This is a genomic window from Blautia sp. TF10-30 (assembly GCF_003481245.1).
GTDB classification, from domain to species: Bacteria; Bacillota; Clostridia; order Lachnospirales; family Lachnospiraceae; genus Fusicatenibacter; species Fusicatenibacter saccharivorans.
Window position 1 is genome coordinate 18262 of record NZ_QUKM01000013.1, and the last position, 14978, is coordinate 33239.

The window sequence follows — 14978 nt, forward strand, 5'->3', positions numbered from 1 at the left end:
CCATTCTTTTCTTAATACTGATTGATCATCTGTGCCTCTGCCTCTTCACGGCTGATCTCGCCATTGTTGCATTTCGCCATTAGCTGGACATCATGGTCATTAAGCTTGTAAAAGCGAAGTATAAGCAGAGTACAAATACCCCCGATAATGCTGCCAAGACAGCTGCATGTCCATAATTTATCGGCAAATCCTGCCGCCTGAACAACGCCTTCCCCTTCCCGGAAGCCGATTAAAGTTAATGCAAACACACTGACTGCTGTTGCGATCGCTCCATTTAATTTTGTAAAAAATGTCTGCGCTGCAAACGTTACACCTCGCATTTTTAATCCTGTCTTGTACTGTCCATACTCGTAGCAGTCCGGCGTAAACTGATACTGCAGTATAACTGCTATTCCCAGCGGGATTCCTCCTAAGGCATTTAAAATCACATACACCGTCATATTCTCATACCCGGCCATGAATCTTACAATTCCCAAAAGTAAAGCGAAAACATATGAAATATAGAAGACTTTAAATTTGTCATATTTCTTGCATAATTCTACTGCCATAACCGCACCAATCAAGGTCGGAATAATCACCGTCATCGAAACATATGAGGCAGCTTCTTCACCGCCAAGGCAGTACCGGGCAACGTATAAGCCCCAATTTGCCCCAACATTAAGCAGGCTGCTGATGAGCGGAGCCGCAAAGAAAATCAATAAATATTTGTTCTTCCGCAGACATTCTGCCATATCGCGCAGCGTATAACTTTCTTCTGCCCCTTCGTCCAGTACTCTTTCTTTTTCAATTACTCTCTCCTTTGCGAACAGACAGATCGGAATCATCATAACAGCTGACAAAAGAGATAACACAATTACTGTTGTCGCCCAGCCGCCTAACCGCTGCCGTACCAACGGCAGGACAATTCCTGTAACAATACCTGCAAAAATAACAAACATTCTTCCTATACTGTTTAGTGAAATACGTTCCTTCTGGTCTATTGTCATCGTGGTAACAATACCAAAAATCGGCACATCGCAAAGGGTATAGGCTGTATCCCATAACATATAAGCAAGTGTTGCCCATATGATTTTAGCCATCATCGGAATCCCGGTAGGTATTGTAAAAAGAAGAATGGTCGCCACCGGAATCGCTATGACAGATATTCGAAGCCACGGCAGGAATTTCCCTTTCTTAAAATTTACCTTATCCATGATCATACCGAAGATCGGATCGTTGATGGCATCCCACACTTTCGTGATCAGCGCCACGATCGCAACCAATGCTGCCGTTATGCCGATATCTGTAAAATATGTAGTCATATATCCTATCAGTCCATAGAATACATTCTGTCCCATAAAATACAAACCATAACTGATTTTTTCTCTTTTTGTAACTGCATTTTCCATTTCGTTATCCGTCCTTTCATTGTTTGATTTAATTATAAATAATCCCAAAGGGCAAATCATCAACGATATATAAGCAGTTTACCGACGAAACTTAATATAATAATCATCTTTCTAAAAACTGATATAAGTATTCTTCCATCTTAGGCGTCCACCATTCCAGATATCCTGCCTGCGTCGGATGAACCGGATCTGCCATATAAACTTCATATTCTTTTTCAGAAACGTCATTCATCTCCTCGTCATTCCAAAGGTCGATCACGCCTATTCCATATTTATCCTGAAGCTCAAACAATACATCTACCATCTGCTGATACTGTTTACTGTCATATTTTGTTCCGGTATAAAAGATCACGGGACAATTCCATGCCTGCTTTGCATATACAATGATATATTCCATTGCTCCTGTTATTGTCTGTGTATCAAAATCCTCCAGATTTTCTGAACTGCTGAGTTCTCCCATCGGCATTTCCTTCGACGCGTCATTCGTGGAAAGCTGGCAGACAAACGCATCGAATTTCTCATCTGTACCGATATTATTTTTCATTCTTTGGATATAAGACGTCTTTCCGTTATCCACTAAAGTAGTGCCGCTGACGGCTTCTTTTACATACTCACAGCCATTTCTGTAAGAGATATAATCTGCAAAAGAAACATCCATTGAGTACAGACCCAAGGTTACAGATGATCCAAGGTAGCAGATGCGCTTCCCTCCAAGAGGGCTGTTTTCTAACGGTTCTATATTTTCCAGACTGTATTTTTCTGCGTTTCCCGCCATTTTTTTCAGCTTGTTCTTCCAGACAAAATCAAACGGTCCTCCACCGCCTGCCGCTCCTACTAAATATGTCAGGCCGATTCCCGCAGCCAGAATCAGAATTAAAACGATACTTAAGGTGATCTTCAATATTTTCTTTTTCATAATCCTTAACTCCTTATTATTTTCAACTTTCATATTAAGAGAACTGGCCGTCTGTATTTACCGGTCAGTTCTCGCAAATACTGTCATTTTGTTTTCTTTGATTCTTTATTCAAACTGATACATTCCGCTTCCTACCTTGTATAATCTGCCATCCGGCATCTTTACAACGGCAGTCGTGTTGCAGGGAATTTTTACTTTCAGCTTAAATTTCCCTTTATCCATACTCCACCCGACTGCGATCTCCCCGTACTCGCTCATATAAGTACGCTTTGCACTGGTAAACGCATTGTCCGGCTCCGGCGCGATCACAATCTTCTTAAATCCGGGAGCAGCCATATCAATGCCGCTTATCTTCCGGAACATCCAGTCGTCCACGCATCCAAAGGCATAATGGTTCAGGCTTGTCATAACCGGAGACCCGTCCTCCTTGTAAGAAATATAATTTTCCCAGATTGTTGTCGCTCCCTGATTCACCTCATAAAGCCATGACGGGCACTTTGTCTGGAGCAGGACTTTATATGCCTTGTCCATCCTGCCGATCTTACAGAGCGCATCCAGCAGATACGGCGTCGTCAGGAACCCTGTATCCAGACAATCCCCGTTTTCTTCTATCTTGCGGATCAAATGTCCGGCGATACTTTCTTTCTTCCTTTCAGGAGCAAGATCAAATGCGATTGCCAGCACATAACTGCCCATAAAATCAAGAGGCATCTTCCCGTCATCATCGATCAGTCCTTTTTGAATGGCAGATTTCATTCTAGACGCAATGTCATCATAGTATAATTCGTCTGATGTATGCCCGAGGAGCGCTGCTGTATCTGCCATGATCCGGCAGGAATTCCATCCAAAGATTGGCGCGCAGTATGCAGAAGTATTGACAGGTTTTGCAGCGCTTTGGTCTGCTCCGTCTACTGTCTGGCTCGGTATGAGCCACTCCCCGTACTGATGTCCTGTATTCCACAGATACTGGTCAATTTCTTTTGGATGTTTCATCTTGCCTCTACGCTTCTTTGCGGTGTTGATGATATAGTCGCACCACTTTTTCATTGTGTCATACTGTTCTCTCAGTATCCTTATATTTCCTGTAAGTTGATACATGCTCCACGGTACGATACAGGCGGCATCTCCCCATCCCGCTTCTCCCACCGGTTCAAAATTGCGGTATACGATCCGATTCAGTTTCTCCAGTAATTCATAGATTCCGGTAAGGGGGATCACATTAGGGATTGCCCCGTTTTTCTGCTGACTGCAGGTCATATTGCGCAGCCATCTTGTCAGAAACGGGGTTACATTTTCGTTGAGCATGGCTGTTCTTGCATAAATCTGGATATCTCCGGTCCATCCGCCTTTTTCTCTCTGCGGACAGTCCGTGGGGATTGAGAACAGATTCGACCGCTGAGACCATCTTGTATTTTCGTAAAGCCGGTTTATATCTTCGTTGGATGTCTCAAAAGTTCCCAGATCCTCATTGTCAGAAGACAGGACGATCGCTGTGAAATCCTCCGGGCTCACCGGCTGATCGCATGTCACTCTCACATAGCGGAACCCGTGATATGTAAAATGCGGTATATACTCTGTAAATTTCCCGTTTGAAATATAAATATCGCTTTGCTTGTGCCCTGTTTTCTCTGACATGAAAATATTATTGAAATAGTTTCCATATTGATCCAGAGTCTCAAAATGATCTAATACCATTTTTGTTCCGGCAGGCAGTTTCGCTTTTACGCGCAGAACCCCCGCCAGATTCTGCCCGAAGTCAATAATCGTCTCGCCTTTCAGGCTGACTGTCATTCCGACTGCCGGTACTTCCTTTACCGGACGCACCGGTTCCCCGTACTGAGCCGCCAGGTTTGCGTAAGATTTTCCACATGGGATACCTGCTTTCCAGCTGCTGTCATCGAATCCCCAGCAGTTCCACCTCTCCTGTTCCATCCGTGCATCATAGAGTTCTCCTGCAAACAGATCGGAAGACCGGACCGGACTTTCCGAAACCTTCACCGCATCATCGGACAGAACCATTTCACTCGTTCCGTCTTCATAATCAATCTTTATCTGAAATAACACAGAATGTTCGGCTTTAAACTTCCTGCTTCTCGGTTTAAAGTTCGCGCTGTCATACCAGCCGTCCCCCACCAGCATTCCTATGACATTTCCTCCCTCTTTCAAGAACGGAGTCACATCATAAGTCTGGTAGCACAGATATTTAGAATAGACGGTAAATTCCGGCGCAAACTCTCTGTCGTCCGGACGTATTCCGTTCACGCTGAGCTGATATGCTCCGTGACATGTGGCATAGACGCGTGCCCGTTTCACACCTTCTCGTGCCTCAAATTCTTTGCGGAAATATTCTGCCGGATTCTGTCCGCCGGTTCCGGGTTTTACCTTTTTCATCGGGAACGGAGATTTCACCCACTCGGCCGTCCATTCTTTCTTCATAAATCCTGTCTCAAAGGATGAGGATGCCGCTGCCTTTTCTCCGTTATTAACCGTCACTTCCACTGTCCAGCTATAGTCACTGAGACTTTTCAATGGTTTTCCGTTGTACTCTACAAAAGTACTTTTATCACTTTCTACCACCCCGGAATCCCACACCACTTCTCCCAGACCTGTCACTGTAATATGATAGGATGTCTGCATCACATTCTTTTTGTCACTGGTAATCACCCATGAAAAATAAGGTGCTTCGTCCACGCATGGTCTGTATTGACTGTTTACCTTAAGTCTTGTAAGCTCCATAGCAGCCTTCCTGATCAGAATTTCGCAAGCGCCGTATCCAGCATCTGCGCCTCATCTTTTTTTATCTCTCCTGCGAATGTTCTCGCGACATCTCTAAGCGAAAGTCCATATGCAATATCGGGAATCATATCCACTTCCATCATTTGAGAAAGGAACGCGCGAATCTGCGGATGGTTCAGCAGTTCTTCCATTGTCGAGTCTATGCTGTATTTCCTCTTTAAAGGCTGTGACGCCTCATAAGCGACTTCATATTCTCCAGCTCTCACACGGCAGATTCCATTTTCTACCTCTTCAAATAATGGATTTTCTTTATCTTCATATACAGATTCCGACGCATATGGAAGAACCACTTCTGCACTTCCGCCGAACGGAACCGTAACAGTGACCGTAATTTTATTATCTTCTGATATCTCCCAGCCGCACTGATAGCATCCGCTTGCCGAATCATAAACAGCTTTTACATATTTGAGTCCATTATTCACTTTAGGACTGATCCGCATCACCCTGCCTCCCGGGCTCTGTTCCGTCATATCAATCCCGGCCGCATGACGGAAGATCCATTCCAATACAGCGCCGTAGGAATAATGATTCAGACTGTTCATCCCCGTGCTGGAGACATGTCCGCTCTCATCCAGTGAATTCCAACGCTCCCACACCGTCGTTGCTCCCAGCTTCACTTCATGGAGCCAGCCCGGGTATTCCTCATTCAGGAGCAGCCGGTATGCCGCGTCTGTCATTCCATGATCAGTTAGGACATTGCACAGAAGCGGGGTTCCTACAAATCCGGTATTTAATTTATTTTTATTGTCCCTGAGAAGCTTTTGCAGCATCTGCTTTGTCAGTTCTTCATTTTCAGACAGATGATATTTTAGTGCAAGGATAAGCCCTGTCTGCGTCTTCACCGCACATCTGCCGGTGGCAGTAAAATATTCTTCTTTCACGACCTGCCACTGACGGTCTGCGATTTTCTGATATTCCTGTCTCGTTTCTTCCAGTCCAAGCACTTCTGCTGCTTTTGCAACAGTCTGCGCACTTGCCGCGTAGTAGATGTCTGCAATATATGCTTCATCAGTCGCTCCATACACGCTGTTCGCGGCGGCGCCTGTACGGTCAAGAGCAAGCCAGTCCCCATAATGGAAAACCTGTCTCCATCCATGATGGTCCCCGTCAATTCTCCGTATATAATCGACCCACGCTTTCATGCTCTCAATCTGGTTTTCGAGTATTGTTTTGTCCCCGCTGAACAGATATACGTTCCAGGGAATGATACATGCGGCGTCTCCCCATGCGCAGGAACATTTTGTCGGTCCGAATGTGGGGACAATCTCCGGAACCATTCCGCCCGCCAGAAGCTGTTCCTGATACAGGTCGTATAAATATTTTCGGTAAAACGCATAGGTATCAGCCAGATAGCTTGCAGTCGCGGAAAATACCTGTGTATCTCCTGTCCAGCCCATCCTCTCATCTCTTTGGGGACAGTCTGTAGGCACATCCAGAAAGTTCCCTTTCATTCCCCATTCGATATTGGAGATTAATTTGTTCACAAGATCATTCCCTGTCTCGATTGCCCCGATGCTCTCATAATCACTGTAAAGAACAAGCGCCGTAAAATCCTCACACGAAAGGTCCCTAACCCCGGTCACTTTCACATATCGATAACCATAGTATGTAAAATGAGGCGTAATCACCTTTTCTGTACCATCAGAAACATAAATGTACTCCGAAAGTGCAGTTCTTAAATTCTCGTTGTAGAAACATCCGTCCTGAAGCACCTCGCCCGTCTGAATCCTGATAGTTGTCCCCGCCGGCTCATGCACCCGCAGCCGGAAGATCCCCGTGATCTCCTGCCCCAGATCAAATACCTCTTCTCCGGCAGGAGTATGGATCAGCTCTGCCGGCTTCATCTCCTCCTGTACCTTAACTGGAAGAGATAACCGTTCCATAAGCCGGCCTTTCGGAACCTTTGCGATCCGCGCAGGAGACTCCTCTACCGGCGGCAGCGTATCATCTCTTCTCTCACCGTCATAGATATTGGAAAACCACAAATTGCTTCTTGTAACTGACCAGGTTTCATCAGAACTGATCACATCTTTCGTTCCGTCTTTGTACTCTATGTGAATCTCCGCAATCAGCTTCCACTCGTCACCGTAATATGCTTCCCGCTCCGGATCATTGAAACCGAACCTGCCTTTATACCAACCGTTTCCGAGAAGAACAGACAGCACACCTCCTCGTTCTGCCTGTTCTGTGATGTCATACGTCTGATACTGGATCCACCGGTCATAATTATTGCAGTACGGAGTCAGATACTCTTCACCGATTTTCTTAGGATTTTCTTTATTTTCCCCAAGAAAATATGCCTCATACAATCCCAGGCCGCAAATGTACAGTCTTGCGCTTTTCACTTCTTTTGCCGGACGAATCCTCTTTGAGAAAATCGGATGCCGTTCCTGACTGCTGTCACAGGTAATCCACCTGCCCGTCCACGGTTCATCCATTTTGGCGGTCTCAAAGAACTGCGTGTCTGATTCGATCACTTCCTCTGCATCTGTTGTCACAATAACTTTCCAGTAATATCTTGTATACGGCTGCGGTTCAAATTCCACTCTTGCAGAGAGACTGTCCAGCTCTGCCTCCCCCGTGTCGTGACAGATATCTGTAAAGGTTTTGTTCTTGCTGATCACAATCCTTGCATGTTTCTGTTCCTGTCCTCTGCCGCCTTTCACTTTCCATGAAAATACCAACGGTTTCAGATAAAACCCTAAAGGGTTTGTGATATGATTTGTTTTTGCCGCATAAATCTTGCCCATAATTCTTCCTCATTTTCATGCTGATACTTTTTCATCCAATAATAAGCCAACCGTTCCTCCCACTACTGACACAGAGCATTTAACTCCACGATCATCTGCTCGATCGCTTCGCCCGGAATAACGCTTAAAAATGATTTCAGCGGCATCTGCGCAATAATTTCCGGAGTCACAAGCTGTACCTCCCCATCTTCTTTCTTAGGTTCTTCTCCCTGTGATATCCCCTCAAGATACTCCATCATTTTCCCTGCTGTCTTCGGGTGGTTCATCAATTCCCCCATTGTAGTGGTCATATCCACAGTGAACGGCAGCAGCACATCAGTAGTAAATGTAAGTTCTGCAGCCTCTCTGATCTCATCGCTGGCATGCCCGATCTGGATCTCATATGTACCTGACGGAGTGTACCAGTCGTGAATCTTTGTCTCGTAGTAAGCAAAATCTCTCGCGCAAAGTTCCATTGTAACCGTCTTCTTCTCACCCGGATTCAGAAATACTTTCGCAAACCCTTTTAGTTCTTTCACTGCTCTTGGCACCGTGCTGTCCTTGTCACTGACATAGAGTTGAACCACTTCACTTCCTGCCCTCTTCCCTGTATTCTCCACATCAATGCTCACCTTCAGAATATCTCCATCTTTCATTTCCGCAGAAGAGAGTTTCATATTGCTGTAGCTGAATTCCGTATATGACAGTCCATGGCCGAATGCCCAGCGCACCGGTACTTTCTTCGCATCATAGTAACGGTATCCGACAAAGATATCTTCTCCATAGAGAACAGTCCTGCCGTCTCCAGGGAAATTCAGGTAACTCGGGTTGTCTTCCAGACGATATGGGAACGTCTCCGCCAGACGTCCTCCTGGATTTGCCTCCCCAAATAACAGCCGGTCGCTGGCCTCCCCAATGCCTTCTCCTCCCAGATACATCTCCAGAATGGCATTTACAGACTCCGCCCATGGAGTTTCTACGGGACTTCCGTTATGAAGAACCACTACCACATTTTTCTGTATCTCAGCCACAGCCTCTATAAGGCGATTCTGACACTTTGGCAGTTCCATGGATGTTCTGTCATATCCTTCCGACTCAAAGCTGTCCGGCAGTCCGGCAAAGATTACAACTACATCTGCGCCCGCTGCCGCTTCACACGCCTGTTTCAGATCCTCTTCTGTCATCTCGTCACGCTCTGACGAGAAGCCTTTCACGTACTCCACTGCCCTGCCTTTTCTCACCGCAGTTTCCAGAGCCGACACTACGCTGTCCGTATTGATGTGACTCGATCCCCCGCCCTGGTATCGCGGTTTCTTTGCAAATTCCCCGATATAGACTACTTTCTGTTCTTTTTTCAGCGGCAGCACTCCCCTGTTTTCCAGAAGTACGGCGCACTCTGTTTCGATATCTGCCGCTGCTTTGTGATCCTTTTCCCTGTCAAATACAGTCTCCGCTTTCCTGTTATCTGTGTAGGAGAAGACTACTTTCAGTATGCGTTCCACCGTTCTGTCAAGAATTTCTTCCTCCAGTTCTCCATTCTCCACTGCCTGAATAATCTTTCTTGTATTATATCCTCCTGATCCCGGCATCTCCAAGTCAAGACCGGCTTTCAGTCCTTTCACCCGGTCATTTACAGCTCCCCAGTCACTGACCACATATCCTTCAAATCCCCACTCATCCCGCAGGATATCTGTCAGAAGCTTCTTATTCTCTGAAGAAAATACTCCGTTGATCTTATTGTAGCTGCACATCACAGTCTTTGGCTGCGCTTTCTTCACCGCCTCCTCAAAAGCCGGCAGATAAATTTCCCGGAAAGCCCGTTCCGATACTTCCGACGATATCTGCATACGGTCTGTTTCCTGATTATTCGCGGCGAAGTGTTTCATACTGGTTCCGATGCCTTTCGACTGTACGCCCCGGATATATGCTGACGCCATCTTTCCTGTCAGATATGGATCTTCGGACATATATTCAAAATTCCTTCCGCAGAGAGGACTGCGTTTGATATTAACTGCAGGGCCGAGGAGCATGCCCACGTTCTCAGCCTGACACTCGTCCCCAAGGATCTGTCCCATACATTCCATCAGTTCCACGTCAAAGCTGGATGCCGTGGCGCAGGCTGCCGGAAAGCAGACTGCATTCACACTTTTATTCAGGCCGAGATGATCTGCCGCGCCTTCCTGTTTGCGCAAGCCGTGCGGGCCGTCTGTCATCATAACGGAAGGAATCCCTAACCTTTCGATTCCCATCGTGTTCCAGAAATCCGCTCCCGAACATAGTCCTGCTTTTTCCTCCAGTGTCATCTGTCTGATCAATTCTTTCAGGTTTCTGCTCATTATGAAATCCTCCTTAAATAAATTCTTATCTGTTCCTATCTGTGGGCTTCCCAGAAGATGACTGCTTCCTGAAGCCAGTTTTTCACTTTTGTTTCATTTCCTATTCCAAATCCATGTCCCAGTCCGTCAACGATTCTGACCGACACATTTTCTTTGCCCAGTACCTTCTCTAATTCCGGCAGTTTATCTTCCACATTTGCAAAACCGAACTCATCATCCCGCCCTACGATAGAAAATACCGCCAGTCCCTTGTCCTCCTGCAAAGCTTTGATATTCCAGTCCAGACCATACATAGGGAAGATCACCTTCGGTCTTGGCAGATGATTCTTGTGGCAGCAGTCCTCATAATTGGCAAATGAATACGCCGTGGTCATAAGTCCTCCTGCTGAAAAACCAAAGATGGCATAATCATCCATGTTTACAGAAAACTGTTTTTGATGCTCCGTCAGATATCGAATCACTTGTGTCAGTTCCCTCGCGGCAGCCTGTCCCTGCTTTACCTGTTCTGTCTCACCCAGCTGTCTGCCGACCGGATAACTTACGACGAAAACAGAATATCCCATTTTATGCAGCTTCATCGCCACAGGATACCCCTCGCAATCAGTTACATTACTGATAAATCCGCCTCCCGGAACTACAATGGCAAGTGGTTTTCCCTGTTGTCCCTGATAAAACATTCCCGTCAGATGTGACCTGTACGGATGACCCTTCACTGCTTCCGCAGGATACAGATCCGACACCAGCCTTGCCTGACCTTTCTCAACAAGTCCGGTTAGATAATTGAAAGATTCCAAGGCTGCATCCAATTGTTCCTCACGGCCCGGCGCCTTTAAAAAATCCTTATACTTTACAGGCGCAATAGCTTTCAGCACGTTGTCCTCCACATTGAAAAACATATGTTTAAAACCGCCGAATACCGGATGCTGCATGAAAAATCCAACTTTGTCCTCCCCCGTTCCCGGACGGAAATGTCCGTTTTCATCGTAATAGCTGCTTTCCTTTATTTTTGGAAATCCGCAGATGCCAAGAAGTGCCGGCAAAAACATGGCACTTTTTTTATAGACATATAATGTCGCACCGATTACAAATAATAAAACAATCACCACTACTGCAAAAAATATCTTCATCCTAACCTATGCCTCCTTTTCTTACTGACATCTTACTTTATACAGACTAAAATTACATCAACGAAACATAAGTGATTTACCGACCAAACTTAATAAATATCCGAGATTACTCTGTACACCTTTGCCCCCAATATGGTATATTTTAGACAGGTTAAATAAACTGCTGATGACTATAATCACAGTTCATTCATATCTCGAAAAGGAGAGATTATATATGATGACATTATCTGCATTGAATCAATTTCTGAAGCAGCACACTACCGAAGAAACCCAGCGTCTGAATGGTGTAAAGAAAGATTATTCACAATTTCCTGTTGCCAGAGGTAAGTTTGATACACCCTGTTACCGTTTTGATACGAACCTTGAAGATCTGCGTTCTTTATTTCTTTCAAAGAAAGTTCTTCCGAGTTATTACAACTTCGCTGTTGTAAAACAAGATCGTTTTGAAAACGTACCTCTGCATATCCATGAGTGGCTGGAATTGAGTTATATTTATTCTGGCGCCTGCACAATGACGATAAATAAGACTACATTCAGGCTAAAAGCCGGGCAGATGGTTCTGATCAGCCAGAATGCACCTCATTCTGTCAAAAGATGTTCAGAAAATGATATTATCATCAATTTTCTGCTGACGCGCGAATATCTGAACGGTACTTTTTTTGAACGCCTGTCTCAGGATAATTACCTTACACACTTTTTCATTGAGGCTCTGAACACCACGATGCAGGAAAGCAGGTATATTGTCTTTTCCCCGGAACAAAAACAAAACCGGCTGGCAGATCTTACCAACCAGTTTCTCTGTGAATTTTATTCTCCGTCCGTAACATCCGGGCCTTTTTTAGACAGTCTTTTTACACTGATCACCTGTGAGATGATTAATCTTTTCCAGCACGGTATGGTTCTGGATCACTCCTCAGTGGATCAGATTTATACCATACTCCGATATATCGAAACAAACTTTGCGGACTGTACCCTTTCTTCTACAGCTGAGTTTTTTAATATGCACCCAAACTATCTCTCTGCCTATATCCGCCAGCATACCGGAATCACTTACAAAGAGCTGGTCCAGACACAGCGGCTTTCTCAGGCGGCAAAACTGTTAAGGAGCACCGCACTTTCCACAAATGATATCAGCCTTGCCGTCGGATATCAGAATACCAGCTTTTTCTTTCAGCTGTTCCGCAAGAAATACGGATGTACGCCTATGGAATATCGAAACATGCTTCATGCTTCTGATACGCCAAATATGTGATATGTACATTATTTGTCATATAGAAACTTTTCCGGTAAAGTTACTTTAAAATCTTTCGCCAAATCTCTGAAATTCTGAGGTGAGATTGTCTGTCTTTTATCCGGTCTCATGGGCAGCATCTTTACAAGGATTTCCGCGGATTTCTCTACGGTGTGCATTAATCCGAATGTAAGATCAAAGTCTTCCCCTGAGCAGAACATGCCGTGATGCGCCCAGATTGCCACATCATATTCTTTCATCAGGGCACTTGTCGCCACTGCGATCTCACGGCCGCCCGGCACCATCCATCCTACTACACCGATTCCGGAAGGAAATACAACCGGGCACTCGGTCGCCATCTCCCAGAGTTCTCTAGTAAATACTTTATCCTCCAACGGCAGTACAAATGTCAGTGCGATCACATTCGTGGTATGTGCATGATAAACATTGGTAACGCCTTTTTTCACTTCATGGTTCATCAGGTGACTCGGCAGCTCACTGGTCGGTCTGCCTCCGTTTACCAGACCCCAAAGGATGCGGTAATTCTCTCCTTTTTCATCCAATTCGATGATATTTTGCATAGACTACCACTTCGAAGATGCAAAATTGTCACTATGTAGTTACACAGATGCTATCAGATTCACTAATAGCATCGCCTTACTTTATCGCCCTCTATTCCTGCTAATCGGAATTACGTCCCCAAAATACTTACTATCCTTCACCGCTACAAGTTCCACCTCAACACACTTCTGCTGCCATTCCTTACAAGCCTCTTCATACCTTTGCCTCTCCTCACGAACCATGAATAGCTCGGTATAAAACTCCGAAGCATTTGCATAGTCTGCATCCTGAAGCACATTTGAAAGCTCTGATTTCATCCTCCCTGCTTTTCTATCCAATACAGCAATCTGCTCCTGCAACTCTTTCTTTCACTTCTAATGCCAATGTGAGTGGACATATAGGTGTCCGTTTACGAACCCACCGCCGTATCCGGCGTGATAGCCCCCTGCAAGGGCGAAATACACAGAGTACAAAACGAAGTTTTGTGCGATGGGTGTATTTCGCTCTGCGAGGCTTAGCCCTCGCATAAATGCACGAGGGCTGGTTAAAAAATCTATCCTCAGCGCAAAAAGGAAAAAGCCACATACCTTCGCAAAGATACATGGCTTCAATTACGCTGATAACTGTATTTAATTGGCTACAATTCGTGCCGTATCCGGCACCACTTTTTTCTTCTAAAATTGAGGCTACAATTCCTTCCATAAATGATGCCATAACACTTCCATTTATAAATGTTTTGTAGCCTTCTGCTGTCATTCCCCGCAAAAACTGAAATCCAGCAACTCATTGATATCAGGATCCATCTGATACTTCTTCACATCCTCCTCTGTGTAATCCATATTCCCAGAAGCACCCTTATCGTCAGGCACAGGTTGTTCCTGTCCAACCGCCTGAATAGGCATTTCTGTATGCCCTGATGATTGCATAAGCGCTGAGTTCTTTGCGGTGGTGATATCATATCCAAGAAATCTTGCTTTATCTTGACTATGTGTTATCTTGGTCTTTTTTTCGGACATCTCAAGATGCAGAGTATCCTCGAGAAATACTCTGAATTTTTCCTTGATTTCAGATGCATCCTCAAATGAACCTATGGCTAGCTTGCATTGATTATCACGCAGATTGCAGACAGCAAAATACTAATCTGCCAATACATCACCGTAACATCTTCCCTTCGGTGCGGAGATGGTTAGCTCTAGCCTCTGACTTTCCTTCAAGCAGTTTAGCTTTCATCCTCATATAGTACCTTTCACCTCGACACTCAGTCGCAACTTGGAAGCTTTGTTGACTTGTGCCTTTACAAACGTGCTGTTGTCCCCTTTATGTTTCCATTCAAGGTTAGTTGTTGGCGATAAGACTGTGTTCTTCACACTTGATAATTTTTCTTATTGTTTTCTCAAAACAAAATCATAATGACCCACGTCGCTTGGGTGTCCACCCCAAACGCCTTACGGGCGCACAGAATCTACCATCGCCACTATCGCCTGATCATCATCCAATTCTCTTATAACTGCCGGAACCTCCGCAAGACCAGCCCAGCCGGCATCTGCCTTTCGTCTGTGTCCTGCAATCACTTCATAACCTTCTCCGTCAGGATTCGGTCTTACAAGCAAAGGTACAACCACACCCTCATCTTCAATACTTTTCATAAGGGCACACAGCTCTATGTCCTGCTGCACATGAAAAGGATGGTTCTTAAAGTCCTTTAACTCGCTTATTCTGATACTCTTTATCTCTTCCATTACAACCTCCGTTCTTCCGGTAGAATAACTTCTACTCAGTTACGTCAATGTTATCTGCAAACAGAAAAAGACCGCTCATCTCCAATTACTTGAAAATGAACGGTCTTTCACGCTTCGTATTCTATTGAATAACTTCAAAATATTAATTGTACTTT

At 45.1% G+C, this 14978-nt stretch carries 10 protein-coding genes and 1 pseudogene; 1 reads left to right on the forward strand and 10 read right to left on the reverse strand.

The window, feature by feature from the left end; translation table 11 throughout:
* Nucleotides 1-11: 11 nt before the first annotated feature.
* The 6 genes from DXD02_RS11680 to DXD02_RS11705 form a co-directional block, all read right to left on the reverse strand.
* Entirely contained in the window at nucleotides 12-1436 is a 1425-nt protein-coding gene (locus DXD02_RS11680) for an MFS transporter (RefSeq protein WP_158581239.1), read from the reverse strand.
* A 55-nt stretch (nucleotides 1437-1491) separates the two neighbouring features.
* A complete protein-coding gene (locus DXD02_RS11685) occupies nucleotides 1492-2304 on the reverse strand; it encodes an SGNH/GDSL hydrolase family protein (RefSeq protein WP_242953300.1) in 813 nt (270 codons plus the stop codon).
* A 105-nt stretch (nucleotides 2305-2409) separates the two neighbouring features.
* Nucleotides 2410-5040 (reverse strand): family 78 glycoside hydrolase catalytic domain, encoded by a 2631-nt coding sequence (locus tag DXD02_RS11690; RefSeq protein WP_118666880.1) that lies wholly within the window; start codon nucleotides 5038-5040, stop codon nucleotides 2410-2412.
* A gap of 14 nt (nucleotides 5041-5054) precedes the next feature.
* The gene (locus DXD02_RS11695) at nucleotides 5055-7850 is read right to left on the reverse strand and encodes an alpha-L-rhamnosidase (protein ID WP_117804683.1); all 2796 of its coding nucleotides are present in this window, start codon (nucleotides 7848-7850) and stop codon (nucleotides 5055-5057) included.
* Nucleotides 7851-7912: 62 nt separating this feature from the next.
* Nucleotides 7913-10165, reverse strand: a complete 2253-nt coding sequence (locus DXD02_RS11700) for a glycoside hydrolase family 3 C-terminal domain-containing protein (RefSeq protein WP_117802661.1) — start codon at nucleotides 10163-10165, stop codon at nucleotides 7913-7915.
* Between the two features lie 35 nt (nucleotides 10166-10200).
* A complete protein-coding gene (locus tag DXD02_RS11705; protein WP_055267525.1) occupies nucleotides 10201-11292 on the reverse strand; it encodes an alpha/beta hydrolase in 1092 nt (363 codons plus the stop codon).
* 214 nt (nucleotides 11293-11506) lie between these two features.
* On the opposite strand from DXD02_RS11705, the gene DXD02_RS11710 reads away from it, so the two are divergent.
* Nucleotides 11507-12544 carry an AraC family transcriptional regulator gene (locus tag DXD02_RS11710; RefSeq protein ID WP_158565855.1) on the forward strand — a complete coding sequence of 346 codons (1038 nt, stop codon included), beginning with the start codon at nucleotides 11507-11509 and terminating at the stop codon, nucleotides 12542-12544.
* An 8-nt stretch (nucleotides 12545-12552) separates the two neighbouring features.
* Here the strand turns inward: DXD02_RS11710 and rhaD are convergent.
* From rhaD to DXD02_RS11730, 4 genes and pseudogenes are all read right to left on the reverse strand, one after another.
* A pseudogene (gene rhaD / locus DXD02_RS11715) lies at nucleotides 12553-13095 on the reverse strand (rhamnulose-1-phosphate aldolase); the annotation flags it as partial.
* 90 nt (nucleotides 13096-13185) lie between these two features.
* The gene (locus tag DXD02_RS11720; protein ID WP_118700810.1) at nucleotides 13186-13422 is read right to left on the reverse strand and encodes a hypothetical protein; all 237 of its coding nucleotides are present in this window, start codon (nucleotides 13420-13422) and stop codon (nucleotides 13186-13188) included.
* A 414-nt stretch (nucleotides 13423-13836) separates the two neighbouring features.
* Entirely contained in the window at nucleotides 13837-14100 is a 264-nt protein-coding gene (locus DXD02_RS15830; protein ID WP_055267519.1) for a hypothetical protein, read from the reverse strand.
* A gap of 429 nt (nucleotides 14101-14529) precedes the next feature.
* A complete protein-coding gene (locus tag DXD02_RS11730) occupies nucleotides 14530-14823 on the reverse strand; it encodes a ParB N-terminal domain-containing protein (protein WP_118666881.1) in 294 nt (97 codons plus the stop codon).
* Nucleotides 14824-14978 lie beyond the last annotated feature (155 nt).